At 43.9% G+C, this 20,252-nt stretch carries 20 protein-coding genes; 9 read left to right on the plus strand and 11 right to left on the minus strand.

The window, feature by feature from the left end:
* Positions 1 to 64 precede the first annotated feature (64 nt).
* From TY03_RS02705 to TY03_RS02720, 4 genes are read right to left on the minus strand one after another with little or no spacing between them, the layout of a single operon-like run.
* Positions 65 to 466, minus strand: a complete 402-nt coding sequence (locus TY03_RS02705) for a GtrA family protein (protein WP_042367092.1) — start codon at positions 464 to 466, stop codon at positions 65 to 67.
* Positions 466 to 1,638, minus strand: coding sequence for a glycosyltransferase family 87 protein (locus tag TY03_RS02710; protein WP_042367318.1), 1,173 nt, complete (start codon positions 1,636 to 1,638; stop codon positions 466 to 468). The genes TY03_RS02705 and TY03_RS02710 overlap by 1 nt, the downstream gene beginning before the upstream one ends.
* Before the next feature lie 27 nt (positions 1,639 to 1,665).
* The gene (locus TY03_RS02715; RefSeq protein ID WP_042367093.1) at positions 1,666 to 2,634 is read right to left on the minus strand and encodes a glycosyltransferase family 2 protein; all 969 of its coding nucleotides are present in this window, start codon (positions 2,632 to 2,634) and stop codon (positions 1,666 to 1,668) included.
* Positions 2,631 to 3,431 (minus strand): polysaccharide deacetylase family protein, encoded by an 801-nt coding sequence (locus TY03_RS02720; RefSeq protein WP_042367094.1) that lies wholly within the window; start codon positions 3,429 to 3,431, stop codon positions 2,631 to 2,633. Before TY03_RS02720 ends, TY03_RS02715 begins: the two co-directional genes overlap by 4 nt.
* 149 nt (positions 3,432 to 3,580) lie before the next feature.
* On the opposite strand from TY03_RS02720, the gene TY03_RS02725 reads away from it, so the two are divergent.
* A complete protein-coding gene (locus TY03_RS02725) occupies positions 3,581 to 4,720 on the plus strand; it encodes a glycosyltransferase family 4 protein (protein WP_042367095.1) in 1,140 nt (379 codons plus the stop codon).
* On the opposite strand, the gene TY03_RS02730 is transcribed toward TY03_RS02725, so the two are convergent.
* Positions 4,713 to 6,650 (minus strand): LTA synthase family protein, encoded by a 1,938-nt coding sequence (locus TY03_RS02730; RefSeq protein ID WP_148335556.1) that lies wholly within the window; start codon positions 6,648 to 6,650, stop codon positions 4,713 to 4,715. The genes TY03_RS02725 and TY03_RS02730 overlap by 8 nt on opposite strands.
* Before the next feature lie 146 nt (positions 6,651 to 6,796).
* Between TY03_RS02730 and TY03_RS02735 the strand changes: the two genes are divergently transcribed.
* Positions 6,797 to 7,618 (plus strand): hypothetical protein, encoded by an 822-nt coding sequence (locus TY03_RS02735; RefSeq protein WP_042367099.1) that lies wholly within the window; start codon positions 6,797 to 6,799, stop codon positions 7,616 to 7,618.
* Positions 7,619 to 7,625: 7 nt separating this feature from the next.
* Here TY03_RS02735 and TY03_RS02740 read toward each other — a convergent pair whose 3' ends face one another.
* Genes TY03_RS02740 through TY03_RS02750 form a run of 3 tightly spaced genes read right to left on the minus strand, consistent with a single transcriptional unit; the run spans position 7,626 to position 10,203 of the window.
* Positions 7,626 to 8,558, minus strand: a complete 933-nt coding sequence (locus TY03_RS02740; RefSeq protein WP_042367101.1) for a lysophospholipid acyltransferase family protein — start codon at positions 8,556 to 8,558, stop codon at positions 7,626 to 7,628.
* A 4-nt stretch (positions 8,559 to 8,562) separates the two neighbouring features.
* Positions 8,563 to 9,594: a glycosyltransferase family 9 protein gene (locus tag TY03_RS02745; RefSeq protein ID WP_042367103.1), complete on the minus strand. Its 1,032-nt coding sequence runs from the start codon at positions 9,592 to 9,594 to the stop codon at positions 8,563 to 8,565.
* A gap of 3 nt (positions 9,595 to 9,597) precedes the next feature.
* The gene (locus tag TY03_RS02750; protein ID WP_042367105.1) at positions 9,598 to 10,203 is read right to left on the minus strand and encodes a DUF4254 domain-containing protein; all 606 of its coding nucleotides are present in this window, start codon (positions 10,201 to 10,203) and stop codon (positions 9,598 to 9,600) included.
* A gap of 119 nt (positions 10,204 to 10,322) precedes the next feature.
* Between TY03_RS02750 and pdxB the strand changes: the two genes are divergently transcribed.
* Positions 10,323 to 11,366, plus strand: a complete 1,044-nt coding sequence (gene pdxB / locus TY03_RS02755) for a 4-phosphoerythronate dehydrogenase PdxB (RefSeq protein WP_042367107.1) — start codon at positions 10,323 to 10,325, stop codon at positions 11,364 to 11,366.
* Between the two features lie 3 nt (positions 11,367 to 11,369).
* On the opposite strand, the gene purN is transcribed toward pdxB, so the two are convergent.
* On the minus strand, positions 11,370 to 11,939 hold the full coding sequence (purN, locus tag TY03_RS02760) for a phosphoribosylglycinamide formyltransferase (RefSeq protein WP_042367109.1): 570 nt from the start codon (positions 11,937 to 11,939) through the stop codon (positions 11,370 to 11,372).
* Between the two features lie 149 nt (positions 11,940 to 12,088).
* Between purN and TY03_RS02765 the strand changes: the two genes are divergently transcribed.
* The 3 genes from TY03_RS02765 to rnc are packed head-to-tail and all read left to right on the plus strand — an operon-like array spanning position 12,089 to position 14,456.
* Positions 12,089 to 12,325, plus strand: a complete 237-nt coding sequence (locus TY03_RS02765; protein WP_042367111.1) for an acyl carrier protein — start codon at positions 12,089 to 12,091, stop codon at positions 12,323 to 12,325.
* 15 nt (positions 12,326 to 12,340) lie between these two features.
* Positions 12,341 to 13,603: a beta-ketoacyl-ACP synthase II gene (fabF, locus tag TY03_RS02770; RefSeq protein ID WP_042367113.1), complete on the plus strand. Its 1,263-nt coding sequence runs from the start codon at positions 12,341 to 12,343 to the stop codon at positions 13,601 to 13,603.
* A 4-nt stretch (positions 13,604 to 13,607) separates the two neighbouring features.
* Positions 13,608 to 14,456: a ribonuclease III gene (gene rnc / locus TY03_RS02775; RefSeq protein WP_042367320.1), complete on the plus strand. Its 849-nt coding sequence runs from the start codon at positions 13,608 to 13,610 to the stop codon at positions 14,454 to 14,456.
* On the opposite strand, the gene TY03_RS02780 is transcribed toward rnc, so the two are convergent.
* Positions 14,388 to 15,398: an ATP-dependent 6-phosphofructokinase gene (locus TY03_RS02780; protein WP_042367115.1), complete on the minus strand. Its 1,011-nt coding sequence runs from the start codon at positions 15,396 to 15,398 to the stop codon at positions 14,388 to 14,390. The two genes, rnc and TY03_RS02780, sit on opposite strands and share 69 nt — an antisense overlap.
* A gap of 137 nt (positions 15,399 to 15,535) precedes the next feature.
* On the opposite strand from TY03_RS02780, the gene TY03_RS02785 reads away from it, so the two are divergent.
* Positions 15,536 to 17,053: a GH3 auxin-responsive promoter family protein gene (locus TY03_RS02785; protein WP_042367117.1), complete on the plus strand. Its 1,518-nt coding sequence runs from the start codon at positions 15,536 to 15,538 to the stop codon at positions 17,051 to 17,053.
* Here the strand turns inward: TY03_RS02785 and mnmA are convergent.
* Positions 17,027 to 18,190 carry a tRNA 2-thiouridine(34) synthase MnmA gene (mnmA, locus tag TY03_RS02790; protein WP_042367321.1) on the minus strand — a complete coding sequence of 388 codons (1,164 nt, stop codon included), beginning with the start codon at positions 18,188 to 18,190 and terminating at the stop codon, positions 17,027 to 17,029. The genes TY03_RS02785 and mnmA overlap by 27 nt on opposite strands.
* A 408-nt stretch (positions 18,191 to 18,598) precedes the next feature.
* Here mnmA and TY03_RS02795 point away from each other — a divergent pair, with 408 nt between their 5' ends.
* Positions 18,599 to 19,213: an HU family DNA-binding protein gene (locus TY03_RS02795; RefSeq protein WP_042367119.1), complete on the plus strand. Its 615-nt coding sequence runs from the start codon at positions 18,599 to 18,601 to the stop codon at positions 19,211 to 19,213.
* Complete coding sequence (locus tag TY03_RS02800) at positions 19,214 to 20,020, plus strand: Cof-type HAD-IIB family hydrolase (protein ID WP_042367121.1); 807 nt, start codon at positions 19,214 to 19,216, stop codon at positions 20,018 to 20,020. It begins immediately after the preceding gene.
* Positions 20,021 to 20,252 lie beyond the last annotated feature (232 nt).

The raw sequence follows: 20,252 nt of genomic DNA on the forward strand, positions 1-20,252 counted from the left end.
CACAAAGGTAACAAAATATCAAATACAGCCAAAAAACGAAAGTAATATAATGTCACGATATTTGCTAGTCTATATTAGCCGAAGCACCTTTCTTGGGCTTGAATACCCAGCGAAGTAATAAAAAATTTGTAGGAACGGCTACAGCAAGAACTAACAAAGGAGCCAACTCTCTCGACACATGTAAGTAGAGGAAAAAATTGAGCAAGAACATATGAAGCAGATAATTAACCAGATGACTACCGCCAAAGCCAAAGGCTCTCTTAAAGGAGGGAACAGTGCGAAAGGTTAGGTAGGAGGTTAAAAAGAAATTGCCGACAAAGCTAATGGCATAACCAACAGTATAGGCTATGTTGACATTGATCCAGCGTTGTAGTAGGTAGTAAATACCATAATGCACGCCGGTAGCAATTGTGCCAACGACACAATATCGGATAAACTCGCTCCATTTACGTTTGTTTTGAAACATTAGTTCTTGTTATTTAGAATAGGTGCATACTCTTTCCGACACATCTCATAAGACAACTTCAGCCAGATAAGCACACAAGGAAGGGCTTTCAAAGCATAAGGTTGCACAATCTCTCTACGAACATAAGCGGGGAATAAATCTGATGGAGAGAAGCTTGTTAATATCATTGCAAAAATCATCAATGCAACATCCCATTTGGAGCGCTTCCAAGGTGCGGCAATATACCAGATAGCCACCCCTATAAAGGCGATTATATAGGTACTTGATTCGCTTCCGGTACTGAATAAAACAACAAAAAGCAATACGGAAGCAAGCAGCGTATAGCGAAAGGCTTCATGCTTATATTGTTTGATTCGAAGATAGGGTAAGGCAAATACGATTAGCCCGCCCAAAAGTACCCAAATGTCCGAGTAGGTAGTACATTGGGAGATACGACGTATCAGACCAAGGAGGGAGATGTTTTGCGCAATAGAAGCTAAATTCTCCCCATTCTTCTCCAAAAGGCTTTGAGACCACTCGACATACTGCGACAAAACATAGCTGGGGCTACTGATAAGCATTGGAGATACAAACAGAACAACTGCCCAGAGCAACAGCCAGCCAATAAGCTTAATCTTGTGCTTTGAAAAGAAAAAGAATGCTAATCCGACAACACCATAAAGTTTAACAAACGTACCGAGCATGATATAAAACGCAGCCCATAACTCTTTTTCTTTTTGAATACAATAGAAGGTGGCAACAATAATAGCGGCAATAGCAATGTTGAACTGTGCCATGAATAGCGCCGTCAAAAGCTCGTGCGCACAAAACCAATAGATGAATATGTGCTTGCGCTTAACCAAGGGAAGCTTACGAACAGCATAATACAGCGCCAACGAGAGGACAACAAGCCAAAGTATCAGACCGAGACGAAGCGGAAGGATAGCAAATGGGGCAATCACCAAGCTAAATACCGGTCCATAATGATTCGTATCCCAATATTCGGGATAAGCTGTATAAAGTGAAGTTTGATCAACTGTATGCCAAAAGACATATTTGAATATGAGAAAGTTATTACTTACTTTTATAAGACCCGCAATAATCGGCAATAACAACCAAAGCCCAAATAACGTGCGATAGTCTGAGAAAAAAGGTTTTTGTAAGAACAAAGAAAGTCGATGCATTTGTTTCATAATCATAGGAAATAGAAAGAAGGAAAATTACTTTTGATTCTTTTTCTCATCACCTTCATCATATAAGAAAGTGTCGATGTGATAGAGAGGTCGATTCTTTACCTCTATGTATATTTTACCAATATATTGCCCTACTATTCCGATAGCAAAAAGAATAACACTGCCGATAAACCACATGGAGAGCATCAGAGAAGCCCAGCCCGGAACAGTTAAATGTTTACAATAAGAATACACAACATAAATCGTCATGAGCAGGCTGATGAACATAAAAAAGAAACCTACTCCGATAATCAGTGTAATGGGTTTGGTCGAAAAAGAGGTAATGCCATCAACTGCCAAAGAGAGCATTTTGCACAAAGTGTACTTGGAGTGACCTGCCACACGAGGGCTTATTACATCGTCGACTGTTGTTGATTTATGCCCAAGCAAGGGGATGATACCACGCAAATATAAATTGCGCTCTTTGAAATGAGACAACTGCTCCAGAGCACAGCGGCTAAGTAAACGAAAATCGGCATGATTGTAGACAGACTTAACGCCCAAACGTTGCTGCAGCTTGTAAAAGGTTAAAGCGGCATGCCTTTTGAGAAACGGATCGGCACAACGCGACACCTTTACGCCATAGACAATATCATACCCTTCTGCATGACGGTCGATCATTTCTTCAATAGCAGCCAAATCGTCTTGCAGGTCGGCATCTATCGTTATCACTGCATCACAGCGATCTTTTATAGTCATCATACCAGCCATGATAGCTTGTTGATGCCCCATATTGGCTGATAAATTGATTCCGCGCACATACGGGTTGGTAGTGAAAAAATGAGTAATTAACTCCCAGGTATTGTCGTGGCTCCCATCGTTAACGAAAAGGATAAAGCTATCCTGCGAAATTTTCTGTTTCGCAATCAAGTCATTCATCAAGTCGGTAAGCCGTTTGACTGATGCAGGCAAAACCTCGGACTCATTATAACACGGAGAAACGATTGCTAGTTTCATTCTCTTCTATTTAATAGTTCTCTATTCTTACAGTCGGTAAATTGGGAGAAAGTAACAAAGTCCTCTCCCCTTTGCTTAAAGTAATGTACAAAGTCGTCTAACCGCCTCACCATACCTTGTCCCGAATGATTACGAATGATAAATGGCATCTTCAGTTCGGGACAACTACCTAGCGGATAAAACTCCCACGGATGAAAATAAACAGCTAGATAACCATCGTGTTTCAACGTATAGGCACACAGTCGACGATAGATGGCAGCAGGAAGATTATGGTAAGAGAGCCAAAACAAGGGAAAACGCAAGTAAGGGGTTACCGAAGCGGGAATCTGAAGTACTTGCTCTTTTACGAAATAAGTACGGGGAGCCGATAAATGCATGTATCGCCCGGGGATAAAAGTTGGATTGAGGGAGGAGTTATACTCATATCCGGCTTTTCTTATTTCCGACTCAGGTACGGGCATCATACGTGCCTGACGATAGCCACGCACCTTAACACCGGTCAGTTCTTCCAGTTTCTCTTTGGATTTTTTTAAATCACCCACCTCAAACGTCCAGTGGTAAAAGCCATGAGAAGCTAGTTCATGACCTTCGGCCAAAATGCGCTGTAGTATCTCCGGTGCATGGAGTGCAAAATTGGCTGTACAAAAGAATGTCGCTTTTACATTATTACGCTGTAGGCAATCCAATATTTGATGAGTGCCATACACCGAAATACGAATTTGTTCTTCGAGCGAAATTTGAACCTGATGCTCCTTGGGGACATCAAACTCTTCGATATCAAAACTCAATAAAATCATCTTGTGTTGTATTAGCTGCCTTCTGACTGACTATTGCCAGCCGACAGAGTCGCATATTGGTCGCAAAAATAGCAATAAAAAGGAAGTCACGCACTTTTTTATCTCAAAATCTTCCTATATTTGCCTGGAAGATATAATAATAGCGATTCATGAAGATAGGATTTGATGCCAAAAGGGCCGTGCAAAATAGAACAGGACTGGGAAACTACAGCCGATTTGTGATTGACATTTTAACAACGTATGCCAATAGAAACGAGTATGTACTTTATGCCCCCAAATACCCCAAAAAGAACTTATTGGGAAAACTATCTGATAACGCTATGCTCTCTTTGCCCACTTCTGCCATGTGGAAAAAGTTTAGTGCAATATGGCGCATCTGGGGAGTAACAAAGGAGATAAAACAGGCAGAGATACAGCTTTTTCATGGGTTAAGCAATGAATTACCTCTCAATATATCCAAAGCCAAACAATGCAAAAGTATCGTTACCATACACGATCTGATCTTTCTTAGATACCCTTCGTATTACCGTTTTATCGATCGGCAGATATATACTTATAAATTTAGAAGGGCTTGCTTAAAAGCGAATCGCATCATTGCCATAAGCGAATGTACCAAAAGAGACATTATGCACTTCTTTGGCATTCGGGAAGAAAAAATAGACATTGTATACCAAGGGTGTGATAAACAGTTTCAGAAGACGGCAACCATTGAGATAAAAAACCGTATTCGTGAAAAATATCAGCTACCCGAACAATACATTCTTTACGTAGGCAGCATAGAGGAACGAAAAAACCTGCTGCTATTGGCAAAGGCATTGAAGTATGTTCAGCCGGATATTCAGGTAGTAGCGATTGGGAAGCGTACCCCCTATCTAGAGACAATAGAAAGTTACCTGAAAGAGAATCAGCTGGAAGATCGGATGCATTTCTTCAGTAATATTCCTTTCGACGAATTGCCTGCTTTTTATCAAATGGCAACGACTTTTGTCTATCCTTCTTTTTTTGAAGGTTTTGGTATTCCGCTGCTGGAGGCTTTATACAGTGGTACACCCGCCATAGGGGCTACCGGTTCTTGTTTGGAAGAGGCAGGAGGGCCACACTCTCTTTATGTAAATCCGGAGAGTGAGTTGGAACTGGCTGATGCCATAAACCGGACACTGAGCGATCAGGAACTCAGGCAAACCATGATTGCAGAAGGTAAGAAGTATGCAGCACTGTTTGAAGAATCAAAACTGGCTGCAGACTTACTAAAGGTATACGAGAAAACGATCAGCGAAAACTCTATTTAACGACCAGACGATTTTCTTCCATGCGCTGCATGTATTGCTGAATCAGTGCCTTCAATTCCGTCTCCATACCGGCTTGTTCGGGGATACGGTCTTTCAGGTTTTTCGTAAGGAGCCTATCATTAACGAAATCGTATATCGCAGTGGTTTTAGTTCCATCAAACTGCATAAAATAGTTTCCTTTCACAAACTGATATACTCCGTTGGTATAGCTTACGGCGTATCTCCTATCTATGGGAGTATGAATAAGGTCGTTGCCAAAAGCAACATAAGGTTTTTCGTAGCCCAGATAACCCAATACGGTAGGCATGATATCTGCCTGCTGAGCAATGGAGTTGACATGACCGACCAAGTCACCATTGGGAGTATAGAATATGATGGGCACGGAATACACACCCAGTTCGGTCTGGTACTCGGGATGATCGGTCTGATTGGTATGATCGGCTGTTATGACGAACAGGGTGTTTTTGAACCATGGTTCTTTGGACACCTTCTCAAAGAAGAGGCGCAGGGCATTGTCGGTATAGCGAACACATTTATGTATTTCTAAAGGCCCATCGGCAAAGACTCCTTTATAGCGATCGGGAATCACATAAGGATGATGCGAACTGGCACTAAAAAGTCCCACAGAGAAGGGTTGCTGGAAAGTAGACAGCTTATCGGCCATGAACTGCAAAAACTCTTCGTCCCAAATAGCCCAACGACCATCAAAATCGGCATCATTATTGTATTCAGTACGTCCGAAGTAATCGGTATATCCCACCGTACGTGCATAAGCTTCGAAACCCATCGAACCATTCTGAGCACCATGGAAGAAGGCAGTATAATAACCCTCTTTCTTCAGTTCACTACCAATACTCGACAAATTATTAAGAGAGGCGGGAGTGAGAAAGAACGATTCCAGAAATTTAGGTATACCCGACAAGATTGACGGCATACCATCAATACTGCTACGCCCGTTGGCAAAGGAATACTCAAATGTCAGGCTTTGATGAACCAGCGAATCAAGGAAAGGGGTATATCCTTTGTATTGACCGTTTTCCAAATCCTTATTAAGCGCACCGAAATACTCTTTGCCAAAGCTCTCCATGATGAGTACCACTACGTTCATCTTACGCAGTTTAGCACTATCGGCGGGTTGATGAACCGGTGTGTATATCTGTTCCAACTCAGCAATATCTGCAAAATAATGAGGATTAGTAAAAGGCTTTTTACCAATCGTTCGAAATATAGAGAAAGGAGTATTGAGTACGATTGCTGTTTCAATGGGTCTGTTTACATATTGATTGGCATTACTAATCGTTATAGGACGAACAGCGTAACCGATTCCACCACGCATGCCAAAGATACAAAAGGGGACAACAGCAGCCAGAATAGCTGTACGACTGATATAATAAACCCATAGACGGCTATCGAAAACCGTGCTTGGCTTACGATAAAGTTTGTACAAGCCAACAATCAGCAGTGCAGCAAGAAGCACTAAATACCAGTTATGCAACAGCTCAATACCAACAATACCGCCGAGGTTATCTTCATGCTTAAACTGGCTGAAGACAGAAGCAGTCGTACGCCGATTGGTATACTGAAAATAGACCGTATCCATGAGATTCATGATAATGATCACCGCATTGGTAACCACAAACAATCCTTTGATGAACTTCTGATAAGAAGCAGTCTCTTTGTAATGCAAAGGAAAAAGCATCAATAAGATATAAAGGGCATTCGTATAAAGAATGGCCGAGGTATCAAACAACAAGCCGCCACCAAACATTTCTAACAAATGAGAAGCGGTCAAATCGGGGTAATAAGATAAATTGACCAGCAAAAAAGAAAGCCGGCAAACAAAAAAGCAAATATAGACCAAAAACAAGTTAATGATTATACTCAGAAAGGGAGAAAAGATTTGTGATATTCGTTCTTTATATATGTTCATATCGTCTACGTTCATTACATTTACAGATAAAATTCTATTAGACAGGATTCATCTTATCAGATTCTGCAAAAGTATGAATAAAAAGAAAGCAAGCACGATTCTATTTATTATTTTTATTATATTTGTCCGAAAATAGACTATTGTATATGAAGAAAGTTTTAATTTCATATGGAGACCATAACTATAAAGAGTCTCTTGAACGAATAGAAAAAGAAGCTAAATCGCTTGGCTATTTTGATGAAATATTATTATATACAGATGAAATGTTACCTCCCACATTCAGAGTCTATACAGAACAATACAGCAGAGGAGGAGGTTATTGGCTGTGGAAGCCCTGGATTATCCATCATACGCTGGAAAGACTTGATAAAGGAGACATCGTTGTTTATGTGGATGCCGGATGCACACTACTAAAACACAAAGATTGGGAGTACTACTTCGACATGCTAAAGAAAAAAGAGGCAGTCTTTTTCATCGCTACCGGAAAGAATAAAAAGTGGTGTAAACAATCGGTTTTCAACTACTTCAACCCTCAGAAGAGATACTGGAGATTTGCCAACCAAATACAGGCAACCTTTTTGCTTATCAAAAAAACGACAAATAACGATGTAATCGATCATTGGTATGAGTTAGCAACAAAGCGAGCTGATTTATTTGTTGATGTTCCGAAAGAAGAGATTAAGAACGAACGCAATACATTTAAAGAGCACCGACATGATCAATCTGTATTAACAGGGTGTATCTGCTTCTCAGAATCATTAAATAACTATTGTTTCTTACCCGAAAAAATGGAAAAAAGATATCGAAGTGGACAGGCTGTCTTGGCTTCCCGAACCTCATCTGGCACAGCACGAGGAGTCACAATCACGACCCCTCCATTAAGTAAGTTAACAACCTACCTACAAGCATTATTTATTCACCCTTTACGTATAACAATAACAAAAACATTGTTCCGATTGAGCAGATAATAAAAGATTAAGGGCGACTTAAACGCTTTTCCCGCTTCGCCTCGGGATATAACTGATTAAACTCTTCGCGAGTACGTTTCCAACGATTATGAGACCATAACCAATACTGTGGATCGCGTTGAATTGTCTTTTCAAGCAATCGGAAATATTGTTCGGTAGCATAAAACGGGGGAAGATCATTTAAAGAATCAGCAATCTTTATGAATCGACACGTATAGTACCCTCGCTTGGGTCTGAATATATCCATGTATACTACAGTGGTATCTGCAATCTTCGATATACGTTCAGTCCCGGTGAAAACAGGAGTATCGTGATGAAGGAAATCAGCAAAATAGTGCACATTCTCATATCCCGGAACTTGATCTGAAATATAACCCACGATATTGATAACTTTGCTTTTTTTCCAACCAAGCACCGTTCGGAAGGCATCATCCATCGTAACTGATTTAGCCCCAAACCGCCCGCGTAAATAAAGAAACAACTTATCAAAAGCCTTATTTTCTAACGGGTGATAGATCTGTCCACAGATTTCAGGACGTCCTAAATGAATGGGCAGTGAGCTCACCCACTCCCAGTTGCAATAATGTCCCAAATAACAAGAGCAAGAACGGCCGGCGTCGAAAGCATCGCTTACCAATTCTACTCCTTCGAACTTCATCCGCTTTTGCATCTCCTTCTTACTCATCGAAAAGAGCTTAATTGTTTCTACAATATAATCGCAAAAGAAGGAATAGAACTCCTTCTCTATCCGGACAATTTCGTTCAGACTCCTTTCGGGGAAAGAGCTTAAAAGATTACTGCGCACTACTCTTCTACGATAACGCACACAGTAATAAAGTGGGTAATAAAGTATATCGGAAAAAAGATACAACAACCGTAGTGGAAGTAAAGACGCGATAAACCAAAAAAAGAAAACAATATAATACACTATAGACTTCATACAATCAACTAATTATTCTTTCAATCTTCTCTATCACCTGTCGAGGCGTAATTTGCATTAAACAGGCATAGTCGCCACGAAAACAAGGTTTCTGTCCGTAAACAGAACACGGGCGACAGGAGAGATCGAGTTGTACCGTGTGATCCGGTTGCTGTTTCCAACCCATAAAACCAGCATACGGATGTGTAGCTCCCCAAACCGATACAACAGGAATACCCACCAGTGAAGCTAAATGCATATTGGCCGAATCCATCGACAACATAACATCGAGATGGCTCATTAGGTTCAATTCGGTCGATAAGTTGAGCTTACCGATCAGAGAGGTAACAGATGGATATTTTTTTGTCCAGCGATCAAAGACTTCCTGTTCTTCTTTTCCGCCTCCAAAGAGAAACACTTTCACCGTTGGGTTAGCAGCAAAGTGAGCAACGACTTGTTCCTGAAGCTCTATCGGATATATCTTGCCTCTATGTTTAGCAAAGGGAGCAATCCCGATCCACTTATCGGTTCCTTTGGGTTGAACAACAGAAGCGATTTGGGAAAAATCGCCTTTGCCTGCGCCATAGATGGAGGTGAAGTCAAGCCGAACAGGACATACAAGTGCAGAAAACACATCGGCATAACGTTGAAAAGAGGTCTTTTGCATCACCAACACCTTGTGCCGACGACGAATCAACTGCTTCTTTCCCAACCGCCCTTTGCAAATAGCAGCAACGGAAACACCCGAAAGTAAGAAACGATACCGAAGATAACGAGAGCGCAACACATTATGCAGATCGGCCACATAGTCAAAACGCATGGCCTTAAGCTCATTATACAAACGGTTCAACCCCCGAATGCCCTTATGCTTGCCCGACAGATCGGCATTTATAAAACGAACATTGGAAGGCAGCCTCTGAAAAAGAGGCTGCATCATACCACGACTCAATATAATAATCTCATGCTGTGGATATTGTGTTGCCAACGAATGAATGACCGGCACCGTCATAGCCACATCGCCAAGGGCCGAAAAGCGAATAACAAGAATACGCGCCATCTATCACTTCTTGGCGTAAAGAACCGGATTCAATGCCGGATCATTATACATTTTCATTTGCTTATACACCTTCATATACTTACGACCCGCTTCAATATCGGCAAGTAGCTGGTCGATGGCGGTCGAAAGATCTTTTTTCTGCTCCAATAAGATGTTTAGTTTCTTCAGGCATTGTTCGTGATGCTCGGGGGTAGTGTCCGTGCGGTCAACTTCCTGTTGCATATGTACTATCTTTAATGCAAGAATAGACAAACGGTCGATAGCCCAAGCGGGACTTTCGGTATTGATAGTAGCATCTGCCAATGGCTGAACATCTTTGTATTTATCGAAGAAATAGCTATCGATCAACTCCACCAAGTCGGTACGATCTTGATTGGACTTATCAATACGACGCTTTAGAGCAAGTGCCTCTACAGGATCTATATGAGGGTCACGAATGATATCTTCAAAATGCCATTGCACGGCATCAATCCAGTTTTTGAGATACAAATAATACTCAATGGACTTCATCTCGTAAGGATTGTTTATCGTTGCATCAACGCTATCCGTTATATGGTAATCGGCTGTCGATTTTCCAAAAATGTCGTTACAAAGATTGCTAAATGTCATATTCTTAAATTAATTATTAAATATACAATAAAACAAAGCTATGCAATATTTCTCAGACGGGCAACAGTTTCTTACTTTTTTATTTTTTATCTTTGCTTCTTCTAAATAATAGAGAGATTATGAAAATCATTATAGACAATAAAATTCCTTATATACGAGAAGCAGTTGAGCAAATAGCCGACGAAGTTGTTTACGTGCCGGGCAAAGAGTTTACCCCCGAGTTGGTACGTGATGCGGACGCATTAATCATCCGTACCCGCACCCATTGCAACAAAGAATTATTAGAAGGTAGCCATGTGCGGTTTATTGCCACTGCGACCATCGGATTCGATCATATAGATACTGCCTATTGCCAATCGGCAGGAATCACCTGGACCAATGCGCCCGGCTGCAATTCGGCTTCGGTTGCACAGTACATACAATCCACTCTCCTATTATTAAAGGTAATGTGCGGCCGAGCACTGAACGAAATGACGATCGGCATTGTAGGTGTGGGCAATGTAGGCAGCAAGATAGCCACTTTGGCCAAGCAATGGGGCATGCGTGTTTTGCTCAACGACCTGCCCAGAGCCGAACAAGAAGGAAGCGTCTCTTTTTGCTCGTTGGCCGAGATTGCGCAAGAATGTGATGTGATAACCTTTCACGTACCTTTATATATAGAAGGTAAATTCAAAACATATCACCTAGCCGATGAGCACTTCTTTCGCTCGCTGAAACGCCAACCGGTTATTATCAATACCTCACGCGGCGAGGTGATCGAGACACAGGCGCTGTTGAACGCCTTGCACACAAACCAGATTGCAGAGGCCGTGATCGATGTCTGGGAGCATGAGCCCAACATACATCCGCAGTTATTAAAAGAGGTGATGATAGGGACGCCACACATTGCCGGTTACTCGGCCGATGGGAAAGCCAATGCCACACGCATGTCGCTCGATGCACTTTGCAAACATTTCCATATCGACGCGCAGTACCAGATCACTCCTCCCCAACCCGACGAACAAGTGATACACGCCTCCAACCGTGAAGAGGCATTGTTGAAAATGTACGATCCTCGAAAAGACAGTGATGCCCTGAAGGCTCATCCCGAGTTGTTCGAACAGTTGCGAGGAGATTATCCCCTACGAAGAGAGGAGCAGGCGTATAGCATCGAGTGCCCGTAAGCTTTACTTGAGTACTACCTTTTCTATAATAGAAGGGTAGTACTTATATTCCAAACCGTGTACCTTACGCGCCACTTCTTTGGGAGAATCGTCGGGCAACACCTCACATTGAGCCTGAAAGATGATACTTCCTTCATCATAATGCTCATCAATGTAATGTATCGTAATGCCACTCTCCTTCTCGCCTGCGGCTACTACAGCCTCGTGCACACGATCGCCATACATCCCCTTTCCCCCGTAGTTAGGCAATAGAGCCGGATGTATATTTATTATTTTATTAGGATAAGCATGCAAAAGAGGCAAGGGTACGCGCAGCAAAAAGCCTGCAAGCACAATGAAATCGATATGATGGGTCTTCAATAATGTTAAAATAGCCTTTCCCGTCTGCCAATCATCTTTCGAAAACACAGCGGTAGGCACATGCAAGCCTTGTGCACGCTCTAAAACCAGCGCATCACTTCTATTCGAAAGAACCAAAGACACTCTAATCAAATCATTTTCTTCGAAATACCGGATAATGTTCTCAGCATTAGTACCTGATCCGGAAGCAAAAATAGCGATGTTTTTCTTCATTATAAGTCAATTCTATGCACAAAACAGTGAAAAATGTGCAACGGAATGCATTTATTTAGTCAAATACTTGCTCAGAACGATAAATATTTATTCCTTTGCACCGCAAATTTAAAGAAATAAAACTAATTATTAATTAAAAACTTAAAGTTATGTCTGAAATTGCATCAAGAGTGAAAGCGATTATCGTTGATAAATTAGGCGTTGAAGAATCAGAAGTTACTATCGAAGCAAGCTTCACAAACGACTTGGGAGCAGATTCACTTGACACGGTAGAACTTATCATGGAATTCGAGAAAGAATTCGGTATTTCTATCCCAGACGACCAAGCTGAAAAGATTGGTACTGTAGGTGACGCTGTATCTTACATCGAAGCTCACGTTAAGTAATCGAATTTCATCAATATGGAATTAAAAAGAGTTGTAGTAACAGGTCTGGGCGCCATTACCCCCATTGGCAACAATGTTCCCGAGTTCTGGGAAAATCTTGTGAACGGGGTTAGCGGAGCAGGACCTATTACTCATTTCGATGCATCGCAATTCAAGACCCAATTTGCATGTGAAGTGAAAGGCTTCGATGCAAATCAATATATGGATCGCAAAGAGGCACGTAAGATGGACCTGTATACACAGTATGCCATTGGAGTTGCCAAAGAAGCTGTTACAGACTCGGGACTTGATATCGAGAATGAGGATCGTAACAAAATCGGCGTCATCTTTGGTGCCGGTATTGGTGGTATCCGCACATTTGAAGAGGAAGTAAGCAATTACGCACTCAACAAAGAAAACGGTCCGAAGTTTAACCCGTTCTTCATCCCCAAGATGATTTCGGATATAGCTGCCGGACAGATTTCTATCATGTACGGCTTCCATGGTCCTAATTACGCTACCTGTTCTGCATGTGCAACTTCAACCAATGCCATCGCTGATGCATTCAACCTTATCCGTTTGGGTAAAGCGAATGTAATCGTATCGGGTGGTTCTGAAGCAGCCATTGCTGAGGCAGGTGTAGGCGGGTTCAATGCGATGCATGCCCTATCGACCCGCAACGATGAAGCCTCAAAAGCTTCACGTCCGTTTAGCGCAAGCCGTGATGGCTTCGTTATGGGCGAAGGTGGCGGCTGTCTGATTCTGGAAGAGTTGGAACATGCTAAAGCTCGTGGCGCGAAAATTTATGCTGAAGTAGCCGGTGTAGGAATGTCTGCCGACGCTCATCACCTTACAGCTTCTCATCCCGATGGGCTGGGTGCTAAGTTAGTGATGCGCAACGCACTCGAAGACGCTGAGATGGATCCATCAGAAGTGGACTATATCAACGTACACGGAACCTCTACTCCAGTGGGAGATATTTCGGAATCGAAGGCAATCAAAGAAGTTTTTGGCGATCATGCATTTGAGTTGAACATCAGTTCATCCAAATCAATGACAGGCCACTTGCTAGGTGCTGCCGGTGCGGTAGAAGCCATTGCAAGTATTCTTGCCATCCAGAACGGTATCGTTCCCCCGACTATCAACCACGAAGAAGGTGACAACGACGAGAATATTGACTATAACCTTAATTTCACTTTCAACAAAGCTCAGAAACGTGAAGTAAATGTTGCTCTTTCGAACACGTTCGGATTTGGCGGTCATAATGCTTGTGTTATCTTCAAAAAATACGCAGAATAAAGTCGTGTTACGTAACCAAATAAATAAGATAAGGCTCCTGTTCGTCAAGAACAGAGAGTCTTATCTTTGTTTTTATAAGATACTTGGGTTCTACCCCCGCCATATCCAGCTCTACGAGCAGGCACTATTACACAAATCGACAACCGTACGTACAGAGAAAGGACGCTTGCTTAACAACGAACGCCTTGAGTTTCTGGGCGACGCCATATTGGATGCGATTGTGGCAGATATCGTTTACAGGCATTTTGAAGGCAAACGAGAAGGCTTCTTAACGAACACCCGCTCTAAAATTGTTCAACGCGAAACATTGAACCAACTGGCTGTCGAAATCGGATTGGACAAACTCATTAAATACGCTGCACGCTCTTCCTCGCACAACAGCTATATGTATGGCAATGCCTTTGAGGCATTCATCGGAGCCATTTACTTGGATCAGGGATACGAGTGTTGCAAACGATTCCTCGAAGAGAAAATCATTCACCCTTTTATCGACCTCGATAAACTATCACGCAAAGAGGTTAACTTCAAGTCGAAGCTCATCGAGTGGAGCCAGAAGAACAAAATGATGATTTCGTTCGAACTCATAGAACAGTGCCTGGACAAAGAGAGCAATCCGGTTTTCCAGACAGAAGTACGCATCGAAGGCATTCCCGGTGGTGCAGGCAACGGATACTCAAAGAAAGAGTCGCAACAAAATGCAGCACAGATAGCCTTGAAAAAGATAAAAAGCGACCCGGAATTTATTGAACTAATCTACCAAGCCAAAGCACAGCAAGGGGACTCTCTAACCGAAGCAGATACCCATCTTACGACCTTGAACAACGAGATCGTGCTCCTCGGTGACGAGCTTTAAGCGACCTGCCACCTCCTCCAAAGGAATCGAGGATATTTCATTTCCATTCAGTGCAATCATTCTACCGAACTGCCCATTGGCAATTAGTTCCGTAGCGTGTCCACCCATACGGGTCGACAGGTTACGATCAAACGGTGTAGGCGATCCACCTCTTTGTATATAGCCCAGCACCGTTTCTCTGGTCTCTATTCCGGTTTCACGTTCTATCTCTTTGGCGATGAATTCACCGGCTCGCCGTCCTCCCTCCGTTGGGATGCCTTCGGCCACCACAATAATCGAGTAAGGTTTTCCTCTTTTCAAGCGGTTCATAATCGTTTCGCGAACATTGGCGACCGAATAGGGAATCTCGGGCACTAAAATAACGTCGCCACCACCGGCCATACCCGAATACAGAGCAATCCAACCCGCCTTATGCCCCATTACTTCAATAACCATCACCCGCTTATGTGAGCTGGCGGTTGAGTGCAGCCGATCAATAGCATCGGTCGCAATATGAACGGCAGAGTCGAAACCAAAAGAGAAATCGGTTCCCCAGATATCATTATCGATGGTTTTGGGCACGGACACCACATTGACTCCGATGGCAGCAAACTTTGCCGCAGTCTTCTGTGTGCCGTTTCCTCCGATGCAGACGATACAGTCCAAGCCCAGCTCGGCAATGTTGTTTCGGATGATCTCAACCTTGTTTATATCAGGTCCGGTGGCATTCTTCTTGAACGGCTTCTCGCGCGATGTACCCAGTATGGTACCTCCCAAATTGAGCAATCCCGACAATGATTTCTCGGTAAACAACTCAACATCCTTCGTCAGTAGTCCCTGAAAACCACTGTGAATGCCCATCACCTCCATACCATAATAGTTCATGGCTGTTTTGCCTACACCACGAATGGTGGCATTAATGCCGGGACAATCGCCCCCCGAAGTCAAGATTCCAATTCTCATTGCCTTTACTTTTATTGATATTTATACCCTTTCTGCACGATCTGAGCACTTTTAACGATTATTTCCGTGGTAAAGATAGAAAAAAAAGATAAATAAGGTTACTTTTGTGCGATTAAACGTTATACAGTCAAGTAGCAATGAATATCACAAAGATTATAAGTAAAGCTTTCGACTCCCGACTCAAAGAAATTGATCTCTATAACAGCCAAGCGGGTGAAATACAGCACCAAGTATTGACAAAACTGGTTAGCCGGGCAGCTCAAACAGAGTGGGGAAAGAAATATGATTATAAAAGCATACGCAACTATGACGATTTCAAAAATCGCCTTCCCATACAAACGTACGAAGAAGTAAAACCCTACGTAGAGCGTCTTCGTGCAGGCGAGAAAAACCTTCTCTGGCCCTCGGAGATACGTTGGTTTGCCAAGTCTTCGGGTACGACCAATGATAAGAGTAAGTTCCTACCCGTCAGCCAGGACTCACTAAACGACATTCATTACAGAGGTGGTAAAGATGCCGCAGCACTTTACTTCCGTATCAATCCGGAGAGCCGTTTCTTTTCGGGCAAAGGTCTTATTCTAGGCGGTAGTCACAGCCCGAACCTAAACTCCAATCATAGTTTGGTAGGCGACCTCTCGGCCATCCTGATTCAAAACGTCAGTCCGTTGGTTAATCTGGTACGCGTTCCCAGCAAGAAAATCGCTTTGATGGACGAATGGGAAAGCAAGATCGAGGCCATTGCCAACAGCACCATACATGCCAACGTAACCAATCTTTCGGGCGTACCTTCGTGGTACCTCGTGCTTATCAAGCGTATTCTCGAAAAGACCGGCAAACAAAGCCTCGAAGAGGTATGGCCCAACCTGGAAGTATTCTTCCACGGTGGCGTTGCTTTTACGCCCTATCGCGAACAATACAAGCAGGTGATCCATAAACCCGATATGCATTATGTAGAGACTTACAATGCTTCCGAAGGTTACTTCGGCACGCAAAACGACTTATCGGACCCATCAATGCTGTTGATGATCGATTACGGTATCTTCTACGAATTCATTCCACTCGAAGAGGTTGGGAAAGAAAACCCTCTCACCTATTGCCTCGAAGAGGTGGAGCTGGACAAAAACTACGCACTCGTCATCTCGACTTCGTCCGGCCTTTGGCGGTATATGATCGGCGATACAGTCAAGTTCACCAGCAAGAACCCCTATAAGTTCGTCATTACCGGCCGCACCAAACACTTCATCAATGCCTTTGGCGAAGAGTTGATCGTGGATAATGCCGAAAAGGGACTGGCCAAAGCCTGTGCCGCTACCGGAGCGTTGGTAAGCGAATACTCTGCTGCCCCGGTGTTTATGGACAAACAGGCCAAATGCCGTCATCAATGGATTATTGAGTTTGCCAAAATGCCCGATTCAGTCGATAAGTTTGCCTCGGTGCTCGACGCTACGCTGAAAGAAGTCAACTCGGACTATGAAGCCAAACGCTGGAAAGACATTGCCTTGCAACCGCTCGAAGTGGTGGTAGCGCGCAAAGGTCTGTTTCATCACTGGCTGGCTCTGAAAGGCAAGTTGGGCGGACAGCACAAAGTGCCCCGCCTGAGCAATACAAGAGAATACATCGAAACGATGTTAGAACTCAATGATGCCGCCTCCTAACAACAAACCGTCTTTATAAAACGCAGCCGCCTGCCCCGGGGCGATGGCTGTGAGCGGTTCATGCAACTGCACGTGCAACAGTCCCTCTGCGGTCACTGTTACCGTGCAATGGTTGTGTTGTTTGCGGTAGCGAATCTTCACGACAATATCGTCATGACCCAACACCCGGGATTCGTCGGTCAAATGCCACTCCTTAAGCACCATCTCCATTCGTTCGAGCGACTGCAACGGTGCCAGCACGACTTCGTTCGTAGCCGGACGTATCTCTTTGACGAAGACGGCACGGTTCAGATCAATCCCCAATCCGCGACGCTGCCCAATGGTGTAGAGTGGATATCCCTCGTGCCAGGCAATAAAATGTCCCTTTTCATCGAGAAAGCGACCTCTGCCAATCGCATTGCTGAAACGCTTTGTGACGCATTCGGTAACGTTACCGGGCGTTACCAAAGAATTGTCAGCCGATGTCAGTGACGCGTCACAAACAGTTTGTGACGCGTCAGGTAGCGTCACAAAGTTTGTGACGTACTCTTTCAGGAAGCTCCGATAATCCATCGGGCAGAAGCAAACGCCCAGACTGTCTTTCTTCGTAGATACCTTTGCAAATCCGCGTTCTGCTGCATAAGCCCGTGCGGCAGGTTTGGTCATCTCGCCCATCGGAAGTAGCATACGTTCCAGCACCTCCTGTTGCAATCCCCATAAGAAGAACGATTGATCCTTGTCCCGATCAACCGCCGGAGTAATATAATACTTCCCGTCGAGCAACACCTTGCGCACATAATGCCCCGTAGAGAGATGAAAAATACCCATTTCATCGGCAATCTTCGCTAGCAAAGGCCATTTAAGATAATTATTGCACAGCGTACAAGGCACGGGTGTGCGCCCCGCCATGTACTCATCTACAAAGTAGTTGACAATGCGTTCTTTGAACACCTCGCGCGCATCATACGTAACATGGGCTATCCCCAGACGATCGGCCAAGGCACGGGCATCATCTAGGTATTCGGTAGAGCCGTTCAGCTCATAGAAACGAAAAGTAACACCGGTAACTTCATAACCGGCTGCTTGCAATAACATAGCAGCTACCGAACTGTCGGTTCCACCGCTCATGCCCAATAATACACGTTTATCTTCCTTCATCATGCCGCAAAATTACAAAAAAACATTCACTCAAAAGCGAGATAAACAGATAGACAACAGCAGTAAGCCGATTTATTTATTGATCGACATAAAGGAAAGAGGAAGCATCCTACAAGAGATACCTTTCTTAATTGCATTTCTTCCTTCTTCTATCTGCATATCATGCAAAATTTATGTATCTTTGTTTAATCATTTAGATAGTCGTCTTATAAGACGACCATCATCGGCTTGCAATACGACTATTGTCGCCCTGCAAGCCGACAATGGTCGCATTACAAAACGACGAGTAAAATGAACTAAAGAAAACAGATAATCTTCCTAAGAAGAGCGAGTGGGTTTCGGATGAATGGCCTTTAGGTAACAGATGATCTGCATACAACGTATTGACTAACTTTAAATAGAGAAACTATGGCATTGTATGATTTCAAAAAGAAACCCGCCCTGACTACGAAAGAGGGCGAAAAAGAGGTACTGTATCCAAGCATCGTGTACACCGGAAAGATCGGCACACGCGAACTCCTGAACGAATTGGCGGGGCGAAGCACCTTCCAGGCGGGCGAAATAGAGGGGGCACTCATGGAGCTCGTCAAGCTGGTGGGGGACTACTTAGGCAGGGGTTATCACGTTGAGTTGGGCGATTTCGGTGTATTTTCGGGAAAGATCAAATCGCGGATGGTAGCCGACAAGAAGGATATCCGGTCGCGTTCGATCTATTTTAACGGCGTCAACTTCCGTGCCTCGAAAGAGTTTCGGGCAAAGGTGTCGGGAGAGTTGGAGCGTTCGAGGGTGTTGAAGTTCCGCAAGTCGAGACAGCTGCCCGAAGAGGAGCTGCAACGACGGCTGCTCAACCACCTCGACCAGCATGGCTTTATCAACCGGACAACCTATACGCAGATCACCGGAAGACTCAAAGACGTAGCTTTGGCCGACCTGAAAAAGTTCGTTCAACAAGGCTTGATTCAAAGCATGGGACGTGGCAATCAGTTGCATTTCATCAAAACAAAAGAAGAAAACAAACAATAAATGAATACCTATAAAATGCTGGTGCTCGACCTCGACGGCACCTTGACCAATACCCAAAAGGAGATCACACCACGCACCCGCGAAGTACTCATCGAACTGCAAAGGAAAGGAGTGCTGCTGGTGCTTGCTTCGGGACGCCCCACCTACGGCATTGCCCCGCTGGCGGATGAGTTGCAGATGGATCGGTTTGGCGGATACATCCTCTCCTATAACGGAGGAGAGATTATCGACTGGAGCAACGGCACGAAGCTGTACGAAAACGTATTGCCCGACAGCGTTGTGCCGCAATTATATGCCGCAGCAGCCGAGCATCAAGTGACTATACTCACGTACGACGAGCAGTATATCGTCACCGAGCACCCCGACGATCCTTATGTAGGCAAGGAGGCATTTCTCAACAAGATGGAAGTGCGGCCTTGCAGCAACTTCCTGCAAGAGGTGCGCTTGCCCCTACCGAAATGCCTCATCGTGGGTGATGCCGACCGGCTTATCAGTATCGAAGCGGAACTGTCGCTGGCCTTGCAGGGAGAGATTAGTGTATACCGTTCCGAACCTTATTTTCTCGAGCTGGTGCCTATGAACATCGACAAGGCGCAATCACTGGCTGTATTGTTGAAAGAAAAAGGTCTTTCGCGCGAAGAGATGGTTGCCGTTGGAGATGGGTACAACGATTTGTCGATGATCGAGTTTGCAGGTATGGGCGTGGCAATGGCCAATGCACAGGAGCCGGTAAAGAAAGCGGCGGATTACGTCACCCTGTCCAACGAAGAAGAGGGAGTGGCGGCGGTTGTTGAGCGGTTTTTCTGACATCATGCCTCAAACAACCGCCCAACTACAGTCAATAGAAGGCAGCCAATCTACAATTTATGAAGGAAGGGAGTTGAGAAACAGCTCTGTTGATGGAAAAAGTGATAAACGAGATAAACTTTATTCAAGTCAAATTCAGACTTTCTTTGAAAGACACATTCAACATGTCAAATAAATCACTATGTTTGTAGCGAACCTTAGAATGAGCCATCATAGAAAAATCGTCAAACTG

Origin of the sequence: Bacteroides neonati (assembly GCF_000499785.1) — a bacterium.
Classification (GTDB): Bacteria; Bacteroidota; Bacteroidia; order Bacteroidales; family Bacteroidaceae; genus Bacteroides; species Bacteroides neonati.